The organism is Ligilactobacillus salivarius DSM 20555 = ATCC 11741 (assembly GCF_001435955.1).
Taxonomy (GTDB): Bacteria; Bacillota; Bacilli; order Lactobacillales; family Lactobacillaceae; genus Ligilactobacillus; species Ligilactobacillus salivarius.
The window spans coordinates 188,214-212,408 of sequence record NZ_AYYT01000002.1 but is presented as its reverse complement, the minus strand read 5'-3'; the positions used below and the strand labels follow the sequence as shown (position 1 = coordinate 212,408).

General features: G+C 32.4%; 28 protein-coding genes and 1 other annotated feature. Of the genes, 21 read left to right on the top strand and 7 right to left on the bottom strand.

Features of this window, described 5'->3' with window-relative positions; translation table 11 throughout:
- The first annotated feature begins 17 nt into the window (after positions 1 to 17).
- On the top strand, positions 18 to 962 hold the full coding sequence (locus FC55_RS02205) for an AEC family transporter (RefSeq protein ID WP_003700695.1): 945 nt from the start codon (positions 18 to 20) through the stop codon (positions 960 to 962).
- A gap of 21 nt (positions 963 to 983) precedes the next feature.
- On the top strand, positions 984 to 1,658 hold the full coding sequence (locus FC55_RS02200; RefSeq protein WP_003700694.1) for a 2,3-bisphosphoglycerate-dependent phosphoglycerate mutase: 675 nt from the start codon (positions 984 to 986) through the stop codon (positions 1,656 to 1,658).
- Between the two features lie 169 nt (positions 1,659 to 1,827).
- On the opposite strand, the gene FC55_RS02195 is transcribed toward FC55_RS02200, so the two are convergent.
- From FC55_RS02195 to FC55_RS02185, 3 genes are all read right to left on the bottom strand, one after another.
- Positions 1,828 to 2,187 carry a bacteriocin immunity protein gene (locus tag FC55_RS02195; RefSeq protein WP_003700693.1) on the bottom strand — a complete coding sequence of 120 codons (360 nt, stop codon included), beginning with the start codon at positions 2,185 to 2,187 and terminating at the stop codon, positions 1,828 to 1,830.
- A gap of 203 nt (positions 2,188 to 2,390) precedes the next feature.
- Positions 2,391 to 3,725, bottom strand: coding sequence for a C1 family peptidase (locus FC55_RS02190; RefSeq protein ID WP_003700692.1), 1,335 nt, complete (start codon positions 3,723 to 3,725; stop codon positions 2,391 to 2,393).
- An 88-nt stretch (positions 3,726 to 3,813) separates the two neighbouring features.
- Positions 3,814 to 4,092, bottom strand: coding sequence for a GNAT family N-acetyltransferase (locus FC55_RS02185; protein WP_003702618.1), 279 nt, complete (start codon positions 4,090 to 4,092; stop codon positions 3,814 to 3,816).
- A 155-nt stretch (positions 4,093 to 4,247) separates the two neighbouring features.
- Here FC55_RS02185 and FC55_RS02180 point away from each other — a divergent pair, with 155 nt between their 5' ends.
- The 17 genes from FC55_RS02180 to mprF all read left to right on the top strand — a co-directional run bounded on the left by FC55_RS02180 (position 4,248) and on the right by mprF (position 18,998).
- Positions 4,248 to 4,784 carry a dCTP deaminase/dUTPase family protein gene (locus tag FC55_RS02180; protein WP_003700690.1) on the top strand — a complete coding sequence of 179 codons (537 nt, stop codon included), beginning with the start codon at positions 4,248 to 4,250 and terminating at the stop codon, positions 4,782 to 4,784.
- Between the two features lie 17 nt (positions 4,785 to 4,801).
- Positions 4,802 to 6,175, top strand: coding sequence for a DNA repair protein RadA (gene radA, locus FC55_RS02175; RefSeq protein WP_035149896.1), 1,374 nt, complete (start codon positions 4,802 to 4,804; stop codon positions 6,173 to 6,175).
- 25 nt (positions 6,176 to 6,200) lie between these two features.
- Complete coding sequence (locus FC55_RS02170; RefSeq protein WP_003700688.1) at positions 6,201 to 7,313, top strand: PIN/TRAM domain-containing protein; 1,113 nt, start codon at positions 6,201 to 6,203, stop codon at positions 7,311 to 7,313.
- A gap of 130 nt (positions 7,314 to 7,443) precedes the next feature.
- Positions 7,444 to 8,931, top strand: coding sequence for a glutamate--tRNA ligase (gltX, locus tag FC55_RS02165; protein WP_003700687.1), 1,488 nt, complete (start codon positions 7,444 to 7,446; stop codon positions 8,929 to 8,931).
- 151 nt (positions 8,932 to 9,082) lie between these two features.
- Positions 9,083 to 10,495 (top strand): cysteine--tRNA ligase, encoded by a 1,413-nt coding sequence (gene cysS / locus FC55_RS02160; RefSeq protein WP_003700686.1) that lies wholly within the window; start codon positions 9,083 to 9,085, stop codon positions 10,493 to 10,495.
- Positions 10,488 to 10,895: a Mini-ribonuclease 3 gene (locus FC55_RS02155; protein ID WP_003700685.1), complete on the top strand. Its 408-nt coding sequence runs from the start codon at positions 10,488 to 10,490 to the stop codon at positions 10,893 to 10,895. The genes cysS and FC55_RS02155 overlap by 8 nt, the downstream gene beginning before the upstream one ends.
- Positions 10,895 to 11,641 carry a 23S rRNA (guanosine(2251)-2'-O)-methyltransferase RlmB gene (gene rlmB, locus FC55_RS02150; protein ID WP_003700684.1) on the top strand — a complete coding sequence of 249 codons (747 nt, stop codon included), beginning with the start codon at positions 10,895 to 10,897 and terminating at the stop codon, positions 11,639 to 11,641. The genes FC55_RS02155 and rlmB overlap by 1 nt, the downstream gene beginning before the upstream one ends.
- 1 nt (position 11,642) lies before the next feature.
- Positions 11,643 to 12,173: an NYN domain-containing protein gene (locus FC55_RS02145; RefSeq protein ID WP_003700683.1), complete on the top strand. Its 531-nt coding sequence runs from the start codon at positions 11,643 to 11,645 to the stop codon at positions 12,171 to 12,173.
- Positions 12,174 to 12,237: 64 nt separating this feature from the next.
- Positions 12,238 to 12,390 (top strand): 50S ribosomal protein L33, encoded by a 153-nt coding sequence (gene rpmG / locus FC55_RS02140; RefSeq protein ID WP_003700682.1) that lies wholly within the window; start codon positions 12,238 to 12,240, stop codon positions 12,388 to 12,390.
- A 19-nt stretch (positions 12,391 to 12,409) separates the two neighbouring features.
- Positions 12,410 to 12,577 (top strand): preprotein translocase subunit SecE, encoded by a 168-nt coding sequence (secE, locus tag FC55_RS02135; RefSeq protein ID WP_003700681.1) that lies wholly within the window; start codon positions 12,410 to 12,412, stop codon positions 12,575 to 12,577.
- Positions 12,578 to 12,691: 114 nt separating this feature from the next.
- Entirely contained in the window at positions 12,692 to 13,252 is a 561-nt protein-coding gene (nusG, locus tag FC55_RS02130) for a transcription termination/antitermination protein NusG (RefSeq protein WP_003702631.1), read from the top strand.
- A gap of 122 nt (positions 13,253 to 13,374) precedes the next feature.
- On the top strand, positions 13,375 to 13,800 hold the full coding sequence (rplK, locus tag FC55_RS02125) for a 50S ribosomal protein L11 (protein ID WP_003700679.1): 426 nt from the start codon (positions 13,375 to 13,377) through the stop codon (positions 13,798 to 13,800).
- Between the two features lie 102 nt (positions 13,801 to 13,902).
- A complete protein-coding gene (gene rplA, locus FC55_RS02120; RefSeq protein WP_003700678.1) occupies positions 13,903 to 14,595 on the top strand; it encodes a 50S ribosomal protein L1 in 693 nt (230 codons plus the stop codon).
- Positions 14,596 to 14,684: 89 nt separating this feature from the next.
- Positions 14,685 to 14,804, top strand: a sequence feature (ribosomal protein L10 leader region).
- Between the two features lie 35 nt (positions 14,805 to 14,839).
- Positions 14,840 to 15,343 carry a 50S ribosomal protein L10 gene (gene rplJ / locus FC55_RS02115; protein ID WP_003700677.1) on the top strand — a complete coding sequence of 168 codons (504 nt, stop codon included), beginning with the start codon at positions 14,840 to 14,842 and terminating at the stop codon, positions 15,341 to 15,343.
- Between the two features lie 71 nt (positions 15,344 to 15,414).
- The gene (gene rplL / locus FC55_RS02110; protein WP_003702605.1) at positions 15,415 to 15,783 is read left to right on the top strand and encodes a 50S ribosomal protein L7/L12; all 369 of its coding nucleotides are present in this window, start codon (positions 15,415 to 15,417) and stop codon (positions 15,781 to 15,783) included.
- Between the two features lie 94 nt (positions 15,784 to 15,877).
- A complete protein-coding gene (locus FC55_RS02105) occupies positions 15,878 to 16,339 on the top strand; it encodes a hypothetical protein (RefSeq protein WP_003700675.1) in 462 nt (153 codons plus the stop codon).
- Positions 16,340 to 16,424: 85 nt separating this feature from the next.
- Entirely contained in the window at positions 16,425 to 18,998 is a 2,574-nt protein-coding gene (gene mprF / locus FC55_RS02100; RefSeq protein WP_011476230.1) for a bifunctional lysylphosphatidylglycerol flippase/synthetase MprF, read from the top strand.
- Between the two features lie 73 nt (positions 18,999 to 19,071).
- On the opposite strand, the gene nrdF is transcribed toward mprF, so the two are convergent.
- The 4 genes from nrdF to nrdH are packed head-to-tail and all read right to left on the bottom strand — an operon-like array spanning position 19,072 to position 22,832.
- Entirely contained in the window at positions 19,072 to 20,052 is a 981-nt protein-coding gene (nrdF, locus tag FC55_RS02095) for a class 1b ribonucleoside-diphosphate reductase subunit beta (RefSeq protein ID WP_003700673.1), read from the bottom strand.
- Positions 20,053 to 20,069: 17 nt separating this feature from the next.
- Complete coding sequence (gene nrdE / locus FC55_RS02090) at positions 20,070 to 22,241, bottom strand: class 1b ribonucleoside-diphosphate reductase subunit alpha (RefSeq protein WP_003700672.1); 2,172 nt, start codon at positions 22,239 to 22,241, stop codon at positions 20,070 to 20,072.
- Positions 22,222 to 22,605, bottom strand: a complete 384-nt coding sequence (nrdI, locus tag FC55_RS02085) for a class Ib ribonucleoside-diphosphate reductase assembly flavoprotein NrdI (RefSeq protein WP_003700671.1) — start codon at positions 22,603 to 22,605, stop codon at positions 22,222 to 22,224. The genes nrdE and nrdI overlap by 20 nt, the downstream gene beginning before the upstream one ends.
- Positions 22,602 to 22,832 (bottom strand): glutaredoxin-like protein NrdH, encoded by a 231-nt coding sequence (gene nrdH, locus FC55_RS02080; protein WP_003700670.1) that lies wholly within the window; start codon positions 22,830 to 22,832, stop codon positions 22,602 to 22,604. Before nrdH ends, nrdI begins: the two co-directional genes overlap by 4 nt.
- A gap of 202 nt (positions 22,833 to 23,034) precedes the next feature.
- Between nrdH and FC55_RS02075 the strand changes: the two genes are divergently transcribed.
- Both FC55_RS02075 and tadA read left to right on the top strand, forming a co-directional pair.
- The gene (locus tag FC55_RS02075; protein WP_003700669.1) at positions 23,035 to 23,646 is read left to right on the top strand and encodes a class I SAM-dependent methyltransferase; all 612 of its coding nucleotides are present in this window, start codon (positions 23,035 to 23,037) and stop codon (positions 23,644 to 23,646) included.
- 13 nt (positions 23,647 to 23,659) lie between these two features.
- Positions 23,660 to 24,160: a tRNA adenosine(34) deaminase TadA gene (tadA, locus tag FC55_RS02070; RefSeq protein WP_035149890.1), complete on the top strand. Its 501-nt coding sequence runs from the start codon at positions 23,660 to 23,662 to the stop codon at positions 24,158 to 24,160.
- Positions 24,161 to 24,195 lie beyond the last annotated feature (35 nt).

The window sequence follows — 24,195 nt, the reverse complement described above, 5'->3', positions numbered from 1 at the left end:
AGAGAAAGAGTGATTAGATGGCAGTATTTTTCCAGAGTATCTCCGGTGTATTAGTAATCTTGGTAATGATTGCTGTGGGATATTTTTTAGAGCAAAAGGGATGGTTTGATGATAAATCAACCAAATTAATTGCTAAAATCGTTACCCAAGTATCATTACCTTGTTATATGTTGGGGACAATTGTTAGTAAATTTTCAGCTAAAGAATTATTACGAATGATACCTGATTTGAGATTCCCGGTAATTTCGATGTTAATTTTGATGGGAATTGCTTTTGCCGTTGTTCATATTTTTAAAATCCAGGATAAACATGCGGGTTTATTTACTTCAATGTTTTTTAACTCTAATACAGTTTTTGTAGGTTTACCGATTAATATGGCCTTATTTGGTAATAAAAGTATCCCCTATGTATTAATTTATTATATGGCTAATACAACATTTTTTTGGACAATTGGTACTTACTTAATCCAAAGAGATGGTGATAAGAAAACAGCTTTTGATTTAAAAAGAACATTAGGTAAAATATTTTCACCTCCATTGTTGGGATTTATAGTTGGGGTTATCTTTGTATTGTTAAAAGTGAAATTACCGACATTTGTTAACTCAGATTTATTATATCTAGGTAATTTGACAATACCATTGTCTATGATTTTTATCGGTATTTCGATTTCTAAAGCAGGACTTAATAGAATCTCTATTGGAAAAGATAATCTTTTGTTGTTATTAGGAAGATTTATTTTAGCTCCTCTAATGATGTACATACTAGTTACACCTACTAATATTCCTTTGTTAATGAAACAAGTATTTATTTTACAAGCAGCGATGCCAGTTATGACGAATGCTCCTGTTGTAGCTAACTTATATGGAGCAGATTCGGAATATGCAGCTGTAATGGTTACAGAAACCACGTTAACATCATTAATTGTTGTTCCAATATTGATGGTAATAACGCAAAATATCTGATAGATAAGAGAGTGATGAATTTTGGTTAAGCTTGTATTGCTTAGACATGGGGAAAGTACGGCTAATGAGGCAAATATTTATACTGGTTGGTCAGATGTTCCATTGACAATTAAAGGTTGTGAACAAGCTAAAGTTGCAGGAAAAAAATTAAAAGAAGAAAAGATTACTTTTACTAAAGCTCATACTTCTTTGTTAGAGAGAGCTATAAAAACGGGAATGATTGTATTAGATGAAATTAATCAGTCATGGATACCACTTGAAAAGACTTGGAGATTAAACGAACGTCATTATGGAGCATTGAGGGGATTAAATAAAGAATTTACAAAGCGTAAATATGGAAAACACCAAGTTGCTTTATGGAGACGATCGTTTGATACCGTTCCTCCTATGTTGGATGAAAGGATAGAAGAACCTAAATATAAGAAATATCCTTCTACAATTATTCCACGTGCAGAAAGTTTAAAGGATGCTTACAATCGAATACTACCATATTGGGTTGATAAGATAGCACCTGAGTTATTACATGGAAATAATCAAATTGTGATTGCTCATGGAAGTACGTTAAGAGCAATGATTAAATATATTGAAAATATTAGCGATGAAGGAATTGATGGCGTAGAAGTTGCTAATGCTGAACCAATTATTTATGAATTAGATAATAAACTTCGAGTAATCTCAAAGAAAATATTAAAATAAAAAATTAACGTGAATATTGAATATAGTTGACTAATTTTTTGTTGTTAGGAAAAAAGCTCTATGAGGAACTAGTAGTTTTCATAGAGCTTTTTATACTTAGAAATACAAAAAGACAACTTCATTAGAATATGAAGTTGCCCTAGTATTAACGATAATTAAAATTCTTCAATTAATGACGAGGAATTTCTTCGAAAATGCTATAGAATTGAGATTTAGCAGAGTAGTCAGCCATATAGACACCATTTAAACCAGCTCTTTGTCCCAAGACGCCAATATCAGCAATTAATTTTTCTTCATTAGTTGGAAAGTGAATTCGTCCAGCTAAAGCTACACTACGAATGTAATTAACCAATCGATTAAGTAATGCTTCAGGATTTTTAGTTTCAGGTAATTTACGATAAACCTGTGCTAAAACATCAATAATATCTAACAATTCAGATTGTTTTTTTTTATAATTATTGAGTATCCCTAATAATTCTTTGATATCAGTTTGTGCTTGATTAATAAGTTTTGTTCTTTCCATAATCATACTATACCTCGTTTGCAGTGAAATAGCAGTTGCTGTAGTTAATCCACAGCCTTTATGTTTGTATGTGATATTATTGCTAAATCACTTTTATTTATCTCTATATTAATGATAAGAGATAGAATTAAAAATATGTAATAAGGTGATTAAAAAGAAATCACCTTAGTTGTTGTCAAATAATTTCTTAAATGACTATTTAAGTTAAACTAAGCTAATGAACCCATTGGATCCCATGGAGCTAAGACTTTAGGTTCTTCAGTAAGAACTTTTTGTAATTCTTCAGGTAAGAATTTCTTGTTTACAACAACTTGATAACAATATTCTTCCATCCAGTTATTACTCATAACGAAGAATCCTTTAGTACCAACTTTATCTCCCCATGAGTTTTCAACTTTCCATTTAGTTGGAGTGCCATTAACTAGATCTACACCAGTTAATACCATAGCGTGAGTCATTAAACTTTCACTATAATCTAGGCGTTCAGCTTTAGACATTGAAAAGTCAACATCGAATAGTTCATCTTTGTGATACAATTCAGTATCCATGATACCTTTCTTACGATCAGATTCTTGACCAACATCACAACCAAACCAAACACTTTCACCAGATTCAAGTTGTTTAATTGCTACTTGACGGAATGTGTTCATATCAACGTTTAAGTGTCTTACTTCACGTTCACCTAGGACATTACCAAGCATTTCGATAGTGTACATATGATTATATGGCTTGTCATCAGTAGGTGCGTTAATAATTGATACATAGTCGTCAAGATTCCAATTTACATATTTTTCAAAGAAAGTTTGAGGAGTTAAATCTTGATCGATATGATAGTTATTATCAGAATCACGATATTCAAAATCAAATTTAACAGGTGGTTCACCCAATGTATAAACTAAGATACGATAAATTTCAGCAAGTTTCTTTTCCTTGAAAGAAGCGATTTCTTCAGAACTAGCGTTACTATTAACTAATTCACGTAAATCAACAGCATCCTTACGTAATTTTAAATTAAGAGTAGAATTTAATTCACTTGATTTTGAAGAGTTATAACTTTCAGGCATTACACTCTTAGGAACTACACCATATTTTCTGATGATTGCAGTAATCATATCCCATTGACCACCATCTTGTTGAGGTGTTGTCATTAACCAAGCTACTTTACGATCAGAAGTTGGAAGAGAAGCTGTTTTAATAACATTTTCATAGAAATAATTGGATTTTTCTAGCTTATCCCAGAAAAATGTATAACTTTGAGATAGTTCAAAGTCCTTAGCTACACCAAAACGATTCTTTAAGTCATGGCGCATAGTATTAAGAGCAGCAAACATCCAGCAACGGCCAGATTGTTTTTGGTTTGCTACATCTCCTGTATCAAGATCAATTGAAAAGACAGGATCCATATTAACTTCAGAGTGGAAATCAGCACTTGTAGCTAAAATTCCATTTTTAGAAACTGCACGTTCTAAAACTCTGGATTTTGGATCATCTTCAATTAATTGATGAAATTTTGATAATTGTTCACTGCTAATTGCTTCAGACACAGTGATCACCCTCCTTAAGATAAGTTAATTTAATTGTAAGACAGTTTAGCTAAAAGATAAATAATAATGTTAGAAAAAAATTAGAAAATTATTTTTTAGCTAATAAATCTGCATACTCAGGATGTTTTTGCATAAATTTATTAGTATATGTGCAAAGAGGTAATAATTTTTTACCTTCTTCTTGGACTCTTGTAATAAATGTAGTGGTAATTTTACCTGCAATTCCTTGACCTCTGTAAGCATCGCTAACCCATGTTCGTTCGACAACGTATGTGTTGCCATCATCGATAGTTGAAAAACCAATTTCTGCGACTAGAGTATCACCATCATGAAGTGATAAAGTGTCATTATTCCATATATAGTTCATAAGAAACCCCTCCCAATGAAAGTATAGCACACGAAAAATTTTAAGATGGAATAAATTTATTAATTAAAATGAAATTTATTGTTAAATACGTTAATTTTAGTAAATTAATGGTATGATAAAATAGAAAGTATATTAGTTAGAGAGGATTAACAAGAATGAAAAGAGGATTTGAAGTAGTAAGTAAATATAAAGACCGTGGAGTAAAACTTCCAGTCAGAATGACAAAGAATGCTGCAGGATATGATTTTTTTGCTGCAGAAGATTTTTTATTACCTAGTATTTGGAAATTTAATTTTTTGAAAATTTTATATACATTGCATAAACAAAAAAATATAACTAAAACAGAATTATTAGAAGGACAAAAATGTTTAAAACCTTTTCTAGTTCCTACTGGAATTAAGGCATATATGAAAGAGGATGAGTTCTTAATGTTAGCTAATCGTTCTAGTAGTCCATTGAAAAGAAGTTTAATTTTACCTAATGGTGTGGGAATAATAGATGCTGATTATTATAATAACCCTAATAATGAGGGTGAAATTTTTGTACAATTAGTTAATTTTGGACTAAAAGATCAATTAATAAAAAAAGGTGATCGAATAGGTCAAGGTATATTCTTACCATATTTAGTAGCTGACAATGATGAAGGTGGAAAGGAAACTAGAACTGGTGGATTTGGATCTTCTGGAAAATAGTTTGGAAGGTGAATGTATTGGCGAAAACTAAGACAAGATATGTTTGTCAAAATTGTGAATATATCTCTCCACGTTATTTAGGACGTTGCCCTAATTGTGGTTCTTGGAATAGCTTGGTAGAGGAAATAGAGAAAAAGGAAAGTACAACTAAAGCACAACCTAGAGTTAGTATCTCTGGTACAACAGTGAAACCTAAATTAATTGATGATGTTTCTACTGTAGAAACTCCAAGATTTAAAACTAATTTAGAAGAATTGAATCGTGTTTTAGGCGGCGGAATTGTTCCCGGATCTTTAGTGTTAATTGGTGGAGATCCAGGTATTGGCAAGTCTACATTATTACTACAAGTTTCTGGACAATTATCTACTCTCGGGAAAAAGGTTCTTTATGTTTCTGGGGAAGAAAGTGCAACTCAAATTAAATTACGTGCGGATCGTTTAGGAGTTCATGGAACTGAGCTATATTTATATCCTGAAACAGATATGGATAGTATTAGAAAAAATATTGAACTTTTAAAGCCTGATTTTGTTGTAATCGATTCGGTGCAGACAATGCAGGAGCCAGAAATGACAGCCGCAGTTGGAAGTGTTTCTCAAATTAGGGAAGTAACTGGAGATTTGATGCAAATTGCGAAAACTAATGGGATAACGGTCTTTGTTGTAGGACATGTTACTAAAGGTGGAGCAATTGCAGGGCCTAAAATTTTAGAACACATGGTAGATACTGTTCTTTATTTTGAGGGAGATCAACATAGAACATTTAGAATTTTACGAGCTGTTAAAAATAGATTTGGTTCAACTAATGAAATTGGAATCTTTGAAATGAAAAATGGAGGATTAAGCGAAGTTGCTAATCCATCAGAGATTTTTCTAGAAGAAAGATTAAAAGGGGCTACGGGATCAGCTGTCGTTGCTTCTCTTGAAGGAACTAGACCCATATTGGTAGAATTACAAGCACTAGTAACACCGACTGCATTTGGAAATGCTAAGCGAACAACAACTGGTTTAGATCACAATCGAGTTGCGTTACTGATGGCAGTACTTGAAAAAAGAGCTGGTTTGTTATTGCAAAATCAGGATGCTTATTTGAAGGCTGCTGGTGGAGTGAAGTTAGATGAGCCAGCAATAGATTTAGCCATTGCTGTTAGTTTAGTTTCTAGTTATCGCGATGCAGAAACAAGACCAACTGACTGTTTTATAGGGGAAGTGGGATTAACTGGTGAAATAAGACGAGTTAATCGTATTGAACAGCGTGTTGTTGAGGCTGCTAAGCTAGGATTTAAGCGAGTATTTTTACCAAAGAACAACTTAGATGGTTGGATGCCTCCAAAAGAGATTGAAGTAGTAGGCGTAAGTACACTAAATCAAGCATTAAAACTAATTTTTAGTTAAAAATTGATAGAAAGGATGTGCTTAAATGCGAAAAAGAATCATAGGATTAATATTAGCTATTTTAGGTGTAGGTGCAGGATATACATTTCTACCAGAGCTATGGAGCTTGATAGGACTTGGAAGTAATCGCTGGTTAACTAATGGGTTGGTTAATGCTATTATTGGTTTGATTATTATGGAAATACTAGCGATTTTCTTAATAGATGCTATTGAGCGAGTAATCATAAAAATAGAGAAAAATTTGATTAGACAAAAGCCGGAAGTAATTATTTCAACGAGCTTGTCAATCACAGTGGGATTAATTGTAGCAGCTTTAATTTCAACGATATTTAATCGATCACATGTATTTTTCATCAATACCATTTTGCCAATTGTATTAATGATTTTATTAGGGTACCTGGGATATGTTGTTGGAAAAGAAGGCTTTGGAAATTTAAAGAGATTATTTAATTTACGACAAAGAAAAGTGGAAGATGATAAAGCTCAGATTTTAGAAAGAAAAGTTGGCGAAAATTTCCACAAATATAAGTTGTTAGATACTAACATTTTGATAGATGGGAGAATTTATGATCTAGCAAAAACTGGTTTCATTGAAGGAACATTAGTAGTTCCTAATTTTGTATTATATGAACTTCAATATATTGCTGACTCAGGAGATAGTATTAAACGAGTTAGAGGACGTAGAGGTTTGGACATTCTAAATAAATTACGTTCAGAAAAAATTGTTCCTGTAAAAATGTATGAGGGAGATTTTGAAGATATAAAAGAAGTTGACAGTAAGCTTATAAAATTAGCAAAGGTTTTAGATGCAGTCATAGTAACAAATGATTACAATCTAAATAAAGTTAGTGAATTTCAAAATGTACAGGTTTTAAATGTAAATGCTTTGGCTAAGTCATTAAAACCACGTGTTATTCCAGGTGAAAAATTAACCGTTACAGTTATAAAAAATGGTACAGAAAGACAACAAGGTGTTGCATACTTGGATGATGGAACAATGATAGTGGTTGAAGATGGACGTTATTATCTCAATAAACCTATTGAGGTAGAAGTAACTAGTGCATTGCAGACGGATGCTGGAAGAATGATTTTTGCAAAGCCAACACATTCTAAAAGAGAATTACGTGAGAAAAACTAAGAATAAATACCATGGAATAGTTTATTTTTTACAGTAATCATTGTAGAATGGTAAGAGTATGAGTTATGATATTATTCCTATAATCATAATGTTATTAATAGATAATTATTAAAGAAAGAAGTGCTTTAAAGTGGCAAAAAACAAGATACGTGTACGTTATGCTCCAAGTCCAACTGGACATTTGCATATTGGTAACGCAAGAACAGCTTTATTTAACTATTTATTTGCAAGACATAATAAAGGAACTTTTGTATTAAGAATCGAAGATACTGATACAAAGCGTAATATTGCAGATGGTGAAAAGAGCCAAATGGATAACTTGGAGTGGCTTGGTATTGATTGGGATGAAGGTCCTGATAAGCCAGGTAAGTACGGACCATATCGTCAATCTGAAAGAAAAGATATTTACAAGCCATTAATTCAAGAATTATTAGATAAAGATTTAGCTTATGAATCATTCATGACAGAGGAAGAATTACAAGCTCAACGTGAAGAACAAAAAGCTAGAGGAGAAGCTCCTCGCTATGTCTATGAATATGAAGGCATGTCTAAAGAAGAAATCAAGAAGGCTCAAGATGAAGCACGTGCTAAGGGATTAAAACCAGTTGTTCGTATTCGTGTGCCACACAACAAGACATACGAATGGGATGATATTGTAAAGGGGAAAATTAGTTTCCTATCTGACACAATTGGTGGAGATTTTGTTATTCAAAAACGTGATGGTATGCCTACATACAACTTTGCTGTTGTAGTAGACGATCATTTAATGGAAATTACTCATGTATTACGTGGGGATGATCATGTTGCTAATACACCAAAGCAATTAGTTGTATATGAAGCATTTGGTTGGAAAGCACCTGAATTTGGTCATATGTCCTTAATTATTAATACTGAAACTGGTAAGAAGTTAAGTAAACGTGATGAAACAGTGCTTCAATTTATAGAACAATATCGTGAACTAGGTTACTTACCTGATGCAATGTTTAACTTTATTACTTTATTAGGTTGGTCTCCTGTTGGCGAATCAGAAATCTTTAATAAACAAGAATTCATCAAGATGTTTGATGCAAAGCGTTTGAGCAAATCTCCAGCAGCATTTGATGGCAAGAAATTGGAATGGATTAATAACCAATATGTAAAAGCTGCTAAAGAAGATGAAATTATGGATTCTTCATTACGTCAATTAATTAAGGCTGGTAAAGTACAAGCCGATCCAGATGCTTATACAATTGAATGGGCTAGAAAGCTAATTAGTCTTTACAAACAACAAATGTCTTATACAGGACAAATCGTAGAAATGGCAGATGTATTCTTTAATGAACCACCTGTTTTAAGTGAAGATGCTAAAAAGGAATTAGCTGATGAATCAGCAGCAATTGTATTAAAAGAATTTGCTGAACGTGTTAAAGATTTACCAATCTTTGATGCTGTTGAAATTCAAAATACAATTCGTTCTATTCAAAAGGATACAAAGATTAAGGGACGTAAACTCTACATGCCTATCCGTATCGCAACAACACGCGAAATGCATGGCCCAGAATTGGCACCATCAATTGAATTATTAGGTCGTGAAAAGGCATTGAAACATCTAAAGCAAACTTTAGAAGAAATGAACTAATCGTGTAGATATAGTATAATTAAAATGAGACAAGGTTGAGGCATATTTTTGTCGCAACCTTTTGTTTTATGTTTTATTATTAAGTTAAGAGTTAAGAAAAACGTTAAATGATAGACTATTACGTTTTAACGGATTAGGAGTGATGAATTAGATGTTGCAATTGTATAATACATTAACTAATCAAAAAGAAAAATTTGAACCATTAAATCCTGGGAAAGTGACAATGTACGTCTGTGGCCCAACAGTGTATAACTATATTCATATTGGTAATGCTAGAAGTGCGGTTGCTTTTGATACAATCAGACGTTATTTAGAATATCGTGGTTTTGAAGTAAACTATGTTTCGAATTTTACAGACGTTGACGACAAAATCATTAAAGCAAGTCAAGAAATGAATCTTTCAGTTAAAGAAATAACTGAGAAATTTATTAACGCGTTTTATGAAGATACAAGTGCTTTGAATGTAAAGAAAGCTACATTGAATCCTCGAGTAATGGATAATATGGATGATATTATCAAATTTATTGAAGTTTTAGTACAAAAGGGATATGCATATGAGTCTGCTGGAGATGTATATTATAAGACTAGAAAATTTAAAGATTATGGTAAACTATCTGGACAATTAATAGATGATTTAGAACAAGGTGCTAGTAGCCGAGTCGATGATATCGACCAAGATAAAAAGCAAGATCCATTAGATTTCGCTCTTTGGAAAAAAGCAAAGCAAGGAGAAATATCTTGGGATTCTCCTTGGGGACAAGGACGTCCAGGGTGGCATATTGAATGTTCAGTAATGTCTACTAAATATTTAGGAGATACAATAGATATTCATGCTGGAGGACAAGATTTAGAATTCCCACACCATGAAAATGAGATTGCACAAAGTGAAGCAAAGACTGGCAAAAAATTTGCTAGATATTGGTTACATAATGGATTTGTAACAATTGGTGAAGAAGATCAAAAAATGAGTAAATCTTTAGGAAATTTTGTAACCGTACATGATTTACTAAAGGAAGTAAACCCTCAAGTTATTAGATTCTTTATGTCAACAACACAATATCGTCGACCTATCCGATATAGTTCTGCTAATTTAAACGAAGCGAAAGTTAATCTAAATAAACTACAAACAGCTTATGAAAACTTAAGTTATCGTTTAAAAGATAGTGTAGAAGGAAACGATAAAGAAGTAGAAGTTAATTTTGCTAATCTTGAAAAAGATTTTGTTAAAGTTATGGATGATGATTTTAATGTACAAAATGGGATTTCTGTTGTTTATGAAATGGCTAAACAACTAAATGTCTATTCAGAAAAAGAAAAGGTATATACTGATACTATTAATAACTTAATTAACACTTATAAGAAAGTCGTAGAAATTTTTGGTATAAGTTTTAGTGAAGAAAAAGAATTGTTAGGTGATACGATTGAACAACTTATCCAAGAAAGAAATGAAGCAAGAAAAAATAAGAACTTCAAACGTAGCGATGAAATAAGAGATCTACTAAAAGAACAAGGAATAATATTAGAAGATACAGCACAAGGTACAAGGTGGAAGAGAAATGATTAAAGAAGATGTAGACTATAATCAAATGAATGGGATTGCCTTAGCATATATGGGCGATGCAATTTATGAAATTTATATTCGAAGACATTTATTAGCTAAAGGTTTAACTAAACCAACAAAGCTACATCACAAGGCTACTCATTATGTATCTGCAAAGGCACAAGCTTTTTTAATTGAAAAAATGCAAGAGCAAAATGTTTTGAATGATGAAGAGTTAGAATTCTTTAAGCGTGGTAGAAATGCCAAAAGTCATACTTCTGCAAAAAATACTTCAGTTGTAACTTACAGAATTTCTACAGGCTTCGAAGCATTATTTGGTTATCTATATCTAAGTGATCAAATCGAAAGATTAGAGGAATTAGCAGATTGGTGTATTAATACAGTAGAGAAAGAAGGGAAATAATGAAAGAAGAGCAAAAAAATTTTATTATTGGACGTCATCCAGCTATGGCGGCTTTAAAAAAGAAAGATAGCAATATTAATAAAGTTTTTGTCCAAGAAGGATTAAAGGCGGATGCTATTCAGGAAATATATACTTTAGCTAAAGCCAGAAAGTTAGTAGTTTCTAGAGTTCCTAAAACTAAACTTGATAATTTAGTCAATGGACAAAATCACCAAGGAGTAGTGATTGCTATAGCATCATATAGTTATGCTACAATTGACGATTTGTTTGAAAAAGCTCGTAGTAAAAATGAAGATCCTTTTTTCTTGATTTTAGATGGAATTGAAGATCCACATAATTTAGGTTCAATTATGAGGACCGCAGATGCAGCAGGAGTTCATGGAATTATCATTCCCAAAAGACGTGCAGTGCAGTTGACTTCAGTTGTGGCAAAAACTTCAACAGGTGCTATTGAACATGTACCTGTTGTGAGAGTTACAAATTTAGTACAAACTGTTAAAGAATTAAAAGAACAGGGAGTATGGATCTTTGGGACTGATATGAAAGGTACTGATTTTAGAAAGTGGAGTGCTAAGGGAGCAACAGCTTTGGTAATAGGAAATGAAGGTAAAGGAATTTCTCCGCTTTTGAAGAAAACTTGCGATGAAATGTTAACTATTCCAATGGTAGGACATGTTCAAAGTTTAAATGCAAGTGTAGCTGCTAGTTTATTAATATATCAAGGATTTACTTCAAGAGGAAATTAATATGAAAAAGAATATCTTGATTGTTGATGCATATAATATGATAGGAAATTGGCCACAATTAGATAAATTAAAGAAAAGTGATAGACTAGAGGATGCTAGGGATTTACTTTTGAAAATATTATCTAATTACCGTAAACAGGCTAATACAGAAATTATTGTAGTATTTGATGCGATGTATGTACCTGGTATGACTAAACAATATGAGCAATATGACTTACAAGTGGTATGGACAGCTGAAGATCAAACAGCAGATACTTATATTGAATCATTGGCTGGAAGATTACAAACGCCATTGACTCAGGTAAGAGTAGCAACAAGTGATCAAGCTGAACAATGGACAATTTTTTCGCAAGGAGCATTGAGACTCCCAGCGTGGGAATTATATCAAGAAATAAAAAGATCCAAAAAAGAAGTTAGACAACAGGCAAAGATATATCAAAATCAAAAAGCCGCAAGACGTTTAACTTGGAATGATGATCAGTTAGAAAAATTAGCTGAGTATCGGGATAAATTAATGGGAAAAGAAAAATAGTGTGATTGACATTTTAGGATATATCATGATAGAGTTTATTTGATTCAGTGTAAAGGAGTAATTTATGGCTAATAAGAAAAAAGTAGCACTTGCTTGTTCTGAATGTGGTTCACGTAATTATACAATTACTGAAAATCCAAATCGTACAGAAAGACTAGAAGTGCAAAAGTTTTGTAAGTATTGTGGTAAGCATACGTTACACAGAGAGACAAAGTAATTGCTGAGGAGTGATTTAATTGAAGTTTCTAAAGAATGTTATTAAAACTATGAAAGATACAACATGGTTGAATGCAAAGGAAACAAGAAGAGATACAACTACTGTTATTATTTCTTCATTGCTATTTATAGGCTTTTTTGCTGTTGTGGACTGGGTTATTCAATCAGCCTTATCATTACTTGTATAGTTGTTTGATATTATATCTAGCAATAAAAGAAAATATTTGCTATAATTACGAAAGAAAGCCCCGGGATTCGTGGAGGCTTTTTTATTTTCAATAAATTTAGAAAGGAATGGAAAAATGGCACATACAGTAGAATCAGTTGAAAAGAAATGGTATGTTTTACATACTTATGCAGGATACGAAAACAAGGTTAAAGAAAATTTAGAATCAAGAGCAACTTCAATGGGGATGGAAGATTACATTTTTAGAGTAGTTGTTCCTGAAGAAGAAAAGCATGAAACTACTAAAACAGGAAAAGAAAAAGTAGAAAAATTAAAAACATTCCCAGGATATGTATTAGTAGAAATGGTAATGACTGATCAATCATGGTATGTTGTTAGAAATACTCCGGGCGTAACTGGATTTGTAGGTTCACATGGATCAGGAAGTAAGCCAGCACCACTATTAGATGAAGAAATTAATCATATTCTACATGAATTAGGAATTAGTTCACGTCATTCTAACTTTGATGCTGAAGTAGGGGATGCAGTTACTATTATTGATGGTGCATTTTCTGGTTTAGTTGGTAAGATTACAGAAATTGATACTGAAAAGATGAAATTAAAAGTTGATATTGATATGTTTGGCCGCGAAACAGCAGCTGAATTGAATTATGATCAAGTAGATAAATTAGTATAATAAATACTTGCATGGATGAAATACAAATGATATAATTCATGAGTATGATTTTTATCATACAAGTGGGAGGCTAAATTTTTTATAGCCATCCGTACCACACACGGAAAGAGGAGGTTTTTACCGTGGCAAAGAACGTAGTAAACGTTGTTAAATTACAAATTCCTGCTGGAAAAGCAACTCCAGCTCCACCAGTTGGTCCTGCATTAGGTCAAGCAGGTATCAACATTATGGGATTCACAAAGGAATTCAATGCTCGTACAGCAGATCAAGCTGGTATGATCATTCCTGTTGTGATTAGTGTATACGAAGATCGTTCATTCGACTTCGTTACAAAGACACCACCTGCTGCTGTATTACTTAAAAAAGCTGCTGGTGTAGAAAAGGGATCTGGCGAACCTAACATGAAGAAAGTTGCTACTGTAACTAAAGATCAAGTTAAGGAAATCGCAGAAACAAAGATGCAAGATCTAAACGCTGCAGACGTTGAAGCTGCAATGCGCATGATTGAAGGTACTGCACGAAGCATGGGCTTTGTTGTAGAAGACTAATTTCTACGGCCACGCTTCTCAGACGGATACTCTATGAAAATAGATGTATCAAGTGGGAGGTTTATCCGATAGACCACATATTGCAAGGAGGAAATTTCACTAATGGCTAAGAAAAAAAGTAAAAAGTATTTAGAAGCTGCTAAGCAAGTTGAAGAAGGCAAGTTATACAATGCTTCTGAAGCATTTGGCTTAGTAAAGAAGATTGATTTTGCAAACTTTGATGCTACTATCGAAGTTGCTTTCAACTTAAACGTTGATACAAAACAAGCTGATCAACAATTACGTGGTGCTATGGTTTTACCAAATGGTACTGGTAAAGATCAAACAGTTGTTGTATTTGCTAAAGGTGCAAAAGCACAAGAAGCTAAGGATGCAGGCGCAGACGTTGTTGGTGACGACGACTTAGTTGCACGTATCCAAGACGGTTGGTTGGACTTTGATGTTGCTATTGCAACACCAGATATGATGGCACAAGTTGGTCGTTTAGGTCGTGTATTGGGACCTAAAGGCTTAATGCCAAACCCTAAGACTGGTACAGTTACAATGGATGTAACAAAGGCTGTTACAGATGCTAAGTCTGGACAAGTTACATACCGTACAGACCGTGACGGTAACGTACATGTTCCATTGGGTAAAGTATCATTTACAGAAGAAGCACTTGAAGGTAACTTCAAAGCTGTTTATGATGTAATTGCTAAGGCTCGTCCTGCATCTGTTAAAGGTGTTTACATCAAGCATGTTTCTGTTGCTTCTACATTTGGACCAAGTGTTACATTAGATACAACAGCACTTTAATTTAAATAATGAGGTGGGAAGATAAATTCTTCTCACTTTTTTATTATTTTTTCTTGACACTTATAATAGGCTATGGTAACCTATTAAAGGTCAAGTTAATAATTCTACCTAAGACTCAGGTGGCTAACGCCTTAAATTTATGCCTGCCGAGGAGTAAACGTATCTCTCTCTGTGTCTTGGTGTGGACATAGAGCTTTTTATTTATAAAAAGCTTTTGACACAATGACTAGGAGGTGAATTAATAATGAGTAAGGAAATTATCGCAAAGAAAGCTGCTATCGTTGAAGAAGTTTTTGAAAAATTCCAAAGTGCTTCTTCTGTTGTAGTTGTTGACTACCGTGGCTTAACTGTTGAAGAAGTTACTGATTTACGTAAGCAACTTCGTGAAGCTGGTGTAGAAATGCGTGTTATCAAGAATACATTCTTGAAGCGTGCAGCTGACAAAGCAGGTTATGAAGGTTTAGATGATACATTCTCTGGCCCTACTGCTGTTGCATTTGGTGGTGAAGACATCACTGCACCTGCTCGTATTATGGCTAAATTTGCAGAGGATCATGAAGCTTTAGAAATTAAAGGTGGTATGATCGAAGGTAAGATTGCTTCTCTTGAAGAAATCAACGCTCTTGCTAAATTACCAAACCGCGACGGATTACTTTCAATGCTATTGTCTGTATTGCAAGCTCCAGTTCGCAACTTTGCTTATGCAGTTAAAGCTGTTGCTGACAGCAAAGACGAAGATGCAGCTTAATTCTAAATTATTAGTTGCATAAATTACAATTAACAAAAAAAGAATTTTATCTATGTATGGAGGAAAATAAAATGGCATTAGATACAGAAAAGATTATTGCTGACTTAAAAGAAGCTAGCATTCTTGAATTAAACGACTTAGTAAAAGCTATCGAAGAAGAATTTGGTGTTTCCGCTGCTGCTCCAGTTGCAGTTGCAGGTGCTGCAGGTGCAGACGGTGCTGCAGAAAAGGATTCATTTGATGTTGAATTAACAGATGCAGGTTCTGCAAAAGTTAAAGTTATCAAGGCAGTTAAGGATATCACAGGTCTTGGCTTGAAAGATGCTAAGGGCTTAGTTGATGGTGCTCCTTCCGTAATTAAAGAAGGCGTTGCTAAGGACGAAGCAGAAGAATTGAAGGCTAAACTTGAAGAAGTTGGCGCAAAGGTAACATTGAAATAATTTATTTTAATTTTACTTTTAGAGATCAGTTTAACGACTGGTCTCTTTTTTCATATATAAGTAATTATCTTATCTGAGAAAGAAGGTGAAATAGGTGAGTACTTTAGATAATATGGCTCATGCAAGTAACGAAAGAAGAAATCAAAATATAATGAAGTTACGTCAAGCATTTAATGATGAGAAGTACAATACGATAAGTCAAGCTGCTAAAGATACGGGATATACATATCAAACTGTAAAAAAATGGGCTATTGATGGAGATATTCCACTCCTTGATGAGAATGGAACTTCAATAGTTAAAATCACTAAGGATAATCAAAGAAAAGTGAATGAGAAACGTAGAATTGAGCATATAAATAAATTAAATGAAATATTTCATAAAAAAGAAGCTATAACTGTTTCTGCGTGTGCTAGTAAATTAGGTTATCCAGAGGAAACAATAATTTCATGGGCGAAACAAGGAGAAATACCATTGTTAATGGCGAATAATGAATTAGTAGTACCATTTAACGAGTACAATCGTCCGTATTGGTTAGATAGTGATGATTTTCTTTAGGATTTAGTAATTTTTAATTTCCTTTACAATCTTGATTAATTACTACGTATTAGTGATAATAGAGAGAGGGATTGGAGGATGTAACATGAAAAAAGTTAAGGATTTTATCAAACAAAAATCCACAATTTTACAATTAATGTTTGTAGCTTCAGTATTAATATTAGTTTTAGTGGAAATTAGTAAAATTATTAGAGATGTTGACTGGAATCAGGTTAGTGATGGCTTGCTTAGTCAGTCAATTTTTTCAATTATTATGATGCTAATTCTAGGAATGTTTTCTGTTACTCCAATGCTGATTTATGATATTTCGATAACTTCTTTTTTATCAGAAAAGTTTAATTGGAAATATATTTTAAAGAGTGGTTGGATAACAAATACTTTCACTAATATTGCAGGTTTTGGGGGGATATTAGGAGCTACATTAAGGGCGAGTTTTTATGGTAAAAAATCTAGTAAAAAACAGGTTTTGTATGCTATATCTAAGATTGCTCTATTTTTATTAGCAGGATTATCAATATATTGCTGGGTATCGTTATTTATAATCTTTGGTTTACATATAGGTGCAGGGTTAACTAAATATTGGATTTGGTTAGTCGGTGGAGGTCTGTATTTTCCATTGTTATTTAGCATTACTAAATTCAAAAACAATGCCTTCTTTGGTGATCTTACGTTAAAAAAAGAACTATTTTTAATAATGGGTTCTTGTTTGGAATGGGCAGGCGCAGGTCTATTTTTCATATATATTGGATTAGTTTTAGGGGTAAAATTCAATATACTTGAAATATTTGCTTTGTATATTATTGCGTCCGTTTTTGGGGTTATATCAATGGTTCCTGGTGGATTAGGTTCATTTGATGTTTTTATCATCCTAGGAATGGAAAGTATAGGCATAGGCAATGCCGATGTAATTGTATGGTTGCTATTTTTCCGTATATTTTACTATATTGTGCCATTTTTTGTAGGTACTGTTTTATTTGTGCATACTCTAGGTAATAAAGTGAATGAGTACTTCGATGGTATTCCAAGTGCATTATTACAAAAAACGGCTCATATATTAATTACAATTTTTATGTATGCATCTGGCATAATAATGTTAATAGAAGCAGCTGTTCCAAGTTTTGCTTTTTCTAACTTTATTCTGGTCAAGTTATATCCGTTAACATTTTTATTCTTACATCAAATGACAGACGTGATATTTGCTTTCTTGCTAATTGCAATGGGTAGAGGTTTTGAATCTAGAGTTAAAAAATCATTTTGGCCAACGATAATAGTTTTAGGAATAGGAATTGTTAATACTTTATGGAGGGTTTATACTCCAGGTTTAGCATGGTTTTTAATCTTTATTATGGCTTGTGTGATCCTCTCAAGAAAAGAACTTTACCGAGAACAATTACGTTATTCATTTGGAAAAATGTTTGTAGATGGTGGAATATTTACAGTAACATTTTTGTTGTATTTGTTAGTTGGATTCTTGAATTTCAGACCAATAGGACATAAAAGTATCCCAGTACCAGAAGTTTTAATTTTTCAAGGACAGCAAATATGGTTGTCAGGTTTTATGGGAATGATTTTAGCTGGCATAATAATGTTAATAATTATAACTAGCTTTACCTCAGATACTGATCCATTTAGAAAGATGAATTTCGATAAAAAGAGAATTAAAAAAATTATAGATAATTATTCTGGCAATGAAGTTAGTCACTTAGCCTTTTTAAGAGATAAAAATATTTATTATTACAGAGTTAATGGTGAAGATATAATGTATTTCATGTATCGCAGGAAAAATGACAAGTTAATTTTTATGGGAGAACCTGTGGGAAATATGGATTATTTAAAAGATGCCATTAAGGAGCTAATGACACAAGCAGATTACTATGGCTATGAATTAGTTTTCTATGAAATAAATTCTAAATTAACCATGTTGTTACATGATTTAGGCTTTGACTTTATAAAGAATGGTGAAGAAGGATATGTAACTTTGAAGGACTTTTCATTGTCAGGTAAGAAAAAACGTGGTGAGAGGGCATTAATCAACAAATTTGAGCGTGAAGGATATACTTTTGAAATGATAGAACCTCCGTTTTCTAAAGAGTTGATTCAAGAGCTAAAACAGGTTTCTGACAGTTGGTTAGATGGTCAGTTAGAGAAGGGCTTTTCATTGGGCTTTTTTGATGAATATTACCTAAATCAAGCTAATATAAGTATTATTAAAGATGCTGATAATAAAATTGTTGCATTTGCTTCAATGATGCCTATGGATGATAAGACTTTATCAATAGACTTGATGAGACATAGTAAGCAAGCTCCTTCTGGAATAATGGATAAAATTTTCATTACCTTATTTGAGTACGGTAAAGAAAATGGCTATGAACGTTTTGATATGGGAATGGCACCATTAGCTAATGTAGGGACTTCTCAGTATAGTTTTATTGAAGAAAGAGCTGCACATTTTATTTATGAGTATGGATATTCATTTTATGGTTTCCAAGGCTTAAGAGATTACAAGGATAAATATGTTAGCTATTGGTTACCTAAGTATACTGCTTATAGAAAGAGAAGTTCAATTGTCTCTACAATGCTAGAAGTAACAAGCGTTGTTAATAGTAAGAGAAGAGAGCAATTTAGAAGAGAGATTTCACTTTCAAGATTCTGGTCATAAGAATCATTAATTTAATATAGTCTAAAAAAATATCCTCGTCAATTTTCAAATCGATTGACGAGGATATTTTTATCTATTTATCGGAGTTATCATCAAAGTTAAATAAGTAATCAGAATCTTCCATTGCTTCAACGTCACCAAGGAGATATCCATTACCAACTTGAGAGAAGAAGTCATGGTTAGATGTAGAAGTTGAAATACCATTCATAACGACTGGATTAACGTTTTGCGCATATCCATCAGCAAATAGTGGATCCATACCTAAGTTCATTAATGCTTTATTAGCATTGTAACGAAGGAAAACTAATACATCATCAGTCCAACCAACTTTGTCATAAAGTAAGTGAGTATATTTTTCTTCATTTTCGTATAACTCATAAAGCAAATCATACATCCAAGAAGTAAATTCTTCTTGTTCATCATCAGATAGTTCATTAAAGCCTAATTGGAATTTATATCCAATGTAAGTGCCATGAACCGATTCATCGCGAAGAATTAGTTTAATAATTTCGGCTACGTTGGCTAATTTATTATGACCTAACCAATATAGTGGAGTATAGAATCCTGAATAAAATAAAAATGTTTCTAAAAATACAGAAGCAACTTTCTTTTGTAAAGGACTACCGTTTTGATAAATTTCATTGATACGATTAGCTTTGTATTGCAAGATTTCATTAGAATTTGTCCAATCAAAGATTTCTTCAATTTCCTTAGGTGTGTTTAATGTAGAAAAAATTGAAGAATAACTTTTAGCATGAACTGATTCCATAAATTCAATGTTATTCATAACAGCTTCTTCGTGTTGTGTACGAACATCTTTCTTCAATGAAGACATACCATCTTGGGATTGAAGTGTATCTAATAAAGTTAAACCACCGAATACTTTACCAACGATGTCTTTGTCATCTTCATTAAATTCACGCCAATCAGATAAGTCATTGGATAAAGGAATACGTGTATCTAACCAGAATTGTTCAGTAAGTTTTTCCCACGTAGCTTTATCAATTTCATCTTCTAAAGCATTCCAATTAATAGCGGTATATGATTTAGTCATTATCTAATTCTTCCTTTCTAAATTGAACAACTTTCGCATTCATTTGCACCAACTTCAGATGCATCATCAGTAAAAGTACGTACATAGTAAATAGATTTAACACCTTTATAGTGTGCATAATTACGAAGAATAGATAAATCTCTAGTTGTCATTTTATCAGTTCTTCCATTCTTCCACTCATATAAACCTGCTGGAATTGTTGAACGCATAAATAATGTTAGACTCATACCTTGATCAACATGTTGTTGAGCGGCTGCATAAGTATCGATAACTTTACGCATATCAGTATCGTATGCTGACTTGTAATATGGTAAAGTTTCATTTGACAAGTAAGGTGCAGGATAGTAAATTTTTCCAATTTTTCTTTCTTGACGTTCTTCAATTCTATTGATGATAGGATGTAGACTAGCTGTTGTGTCATTAATATATGAAATAGAGCCATTAGGTGCTACAGCTAATCTGTTTTGATGATATAAACCGTACTTCATAACATGTTCTTTAAGACTAGTCCAGTCGGATTTTGTAGGTATAAAGATACCATCAAATAATTCTTTAACACGTGCATTTTTTGGTGCAAATTCTTGATTTAAATAAGTATCAAAGTAACTACCGTCAGCATATTTACTATTTTCAAAATTATCAAAAGTAACTTTTCTTTCTTTTGCAATTTTGTTTGAAGCTACTAAAGTCCAATAGTTTAATAACATGAAATATACACTAGTAAATTCAAGAGCTTCAGGTGATCCGTATTCAATTTGATTCTTAGCAAGGTAAGCGTGTAACCCCATAGCACCTAAACCGATAGTATGAGCTAATCGATTTCCGTGTTGGATTGATGGAACAACATCAATATCTGATTTATCAGTAACAAAAGTTAAAGCCCTAGTCATAACTTCAACAGATTTACCGAAGTTAGGTGATGCCATAAGGTTTACAATATTAGTAGAACCTAAGTTACAGCTAATATCTGTCCCCAGAACTTCATATTCTTGACGATTATTAATTACTGAAGCACGTTGAACTTGTAAAATTTCGGAACATAGATTACTCATGACAATCTTTCCAGAAATAGGATTTACTCTGTTAGCAGTATCTATGTTAATAACATAAGGATAACCAGATTCTTGTTGTAGCTTAGATATTTGTTCTTCCAAATCACGAGCTTTGATAACTTTCTTAGGGATATTTGGATTAGCAACCATATTATCATATTCTTTAGTAATATCCACATAAGAAAATGGTTTGTGGTAAACACGTTCAACTCCCCAAGGATCAAAAAGATACATATCTTCATTTTTAGCTACTAATTCGTAGTATTTATCTGGAACGACTAATCCTAATGAAAGGGTCTTTACACGAATTTTTTCATCAGCATTTTCTTTTTTAGCAGATAAAAATGCTTCTATATCAGGATGGAAGACATTTAAATAAACAGCACCAGCACCTTGACGTTGACCAAGTTGGTTTGAATATGTAAAGCTATCTTCAAGTAACTTCATAACAGGAACGACACCAGATGCAGCTCCATGAATTCCTTTAATAGGAGCACCAGCACCACGTAAATTAGAAAGATTAATACCAACACCACCGCCAATACGTGATAATTGTAGGGCAGAATTAATATTTCTTCCGATTGAATTCATGTCATCAGTCATTTGGATTAAGAAACAAGATACCAGTTCTCCACGGCGTTTACGACCGGCATTCAAGAAACTTGGAGTAGCAGGTTGATATCTTTGATGGATTAATTCATCGGCTAATTCTAAAGCTAATTTTTCATCTCCATCACCAAAATAAAGAGCGTTAGTAGCGACTCTATCTATAAAGTTTTCTAAATAGTAGGCATTATCGTCAGTTTTTAAGGCATATTGAGCATAAAATTTATATGCTGCCATAAAAGTTTTAAAATGAAAATCTTCTTTTTTTAGGTAATCATATAATTTTTCGATAAATTCAAATGAATATTTAGAAATAAATTCTTCTTCATAGTAGTTATTTTGAATTAAATAATTAATTCGTTCCTTAATTGAAGAAAATTGTTTAGTATTAGGCTTAACATTTTCATTTAAAAAGGCTTCAAGAGCCTCTTCATCTTTTCCTAATTGGATTTGACCATTTACAGGAATATTTATTTCATTATTTAAATCAAAGTAAGTAACTTTACTAATATCAATGTCCTTTAGACTCAAGTTCCTTCACCGCTTTCTTAAAATTTGAAACATCAGTAGGAGTTCCATTAAATTCAAATGCATAAATTAATGGAACGTGATATTCGTAAGATAGATTTTTTGCTGTAAAGATAAATAATTCAGCAAAGTTACGATTACCAGTTCCAACAATTCCTTTAAGATAATGACTATTATTTTGATACTCTAAAAAGTCATTTATGGGTTCTGTTATTTGTTTATCATAAGTAGGTGTAATTAATACAAAGGGATCATTTACTTCAAAAAAAGGATTGGCAGCATCTATTTCAAAATATTCATAGTTGCTGCCTAATTTTTTGATAAATCTTTTTGTTTGTCCAGTTACCGTGAAGTAAACTATTTTCATTGAGCAATCAACTTCTTCAATAAGTCTGGACGGAAACCATTTACGATAGGGGAATCATTTTCTTCCAACACAGGTACAGCTTGGAAACCCTTGTTCTTTAAATAGTCAATATATTCAGGATTTTCAGAAATGTTGTGTTCTTCAAACTCAACGTTATGTTGTTTTAAAAATTTTTTTGTCATTTTACATTGAATACAATTGTTTTTAGTGAATAAATCTAATTTCATAAAAACTACCTCCGTAACTTCTTCGTGTATTTAGTATACAATATATAGAGAAAAATTCAAGTCTAACTACACCATATATTGTGGATTTTTAATAATAGTGTCCGACATGTTGTGTTAATGGGAATTTTGGTAAAAACAATAATTTGCTAAGGTAGAAAAAAATGCGTATTATTATAGATATAAATTACAGGAGAAAAAGACAATGACTAATTATTATTATTCTTCAAACCCAGATGTAGAACATAAAGAAAAAAAGTGGAATTTCGAATTGCTGGGAAATAACATACATTTTACAACAGATAATGGAGTTTTTTCAAAAAATACGGTTGATTTTGGTACAAGAGTACTATTAGAAACTATTGATACTAATTTAGATTTAGATAATAAAAAAATACTAGATATGGGTTGCGGTTATGGCCCTATTGGATTGTCAATAGCAAAAGCATATCCAAATAGTCAGGTAGATATGGTAGATGTCAATGAACTAGCCCTTGAATTAGCCAAGAAAAATGCAGCAAATAACAATATAAATAACGTTGAAATTTTTAAATCTAGTCAATATGAAGATATTAATGAAACTGATTATGACTTAATAATTACAAATCCACCTATAAGAGCGGGAAAAGATGTTGTTCATGGAATTTTAGCAGGATCAAAGCAACATTTAAATTCCGGTGGCAGTATTGTAGCTGTAATTCAAAAGAAACAGGGTGCACCTTCTGCGATAAAGAAATTAAATGAAGTATTTGAAAATTGTCAAACTTTAAATAAGAAGAAGGGATATTTTATTTTACAAAGCGAAATGATTAAATAGCGAGGTGATTTTCTTGCCATTGACTGATGAACAAAAAGTGAAATTTATGAAAGAGGCTTTATTTGAAGCAAAATTAGCAGCTAAGATCGGAGAAGTGCCAATTGGCTGTGTAATTGTAAAAGATGGAAAAATCATTGGGAGAGGGCATAACTTAAGGGAACATAGTCAGAATGCTACACTACATGCAGAAATGTTAGCCATTGAGGAAGCAAATGAAACAGTTAATAGTTGGAGGTTAGTCGATACTCAACTTTTTGTAACATTAGAACCTTGTCCAATGTGCAGTGGAGCGATTATTAATTCAAGAATTCCTGAAGTATATTATGGTGCATCTGATTCTAAAGCAGGAACTGTAGGAACATTGATGAATTTACTTGAAGATAGCAGATTTAATCATCAATCATTTGTAGAAAAAGGAATTTTAGAAAATGAATGTGCTTCTATTCTGAAAGATTTTTTTAAATCAATTAGGAAAAAAATGAAGAAAAAAAGAAAAAATCGAGTGAAAGACTAGATATTTTTGACTAATTCGTGTATCATAGTACTTGC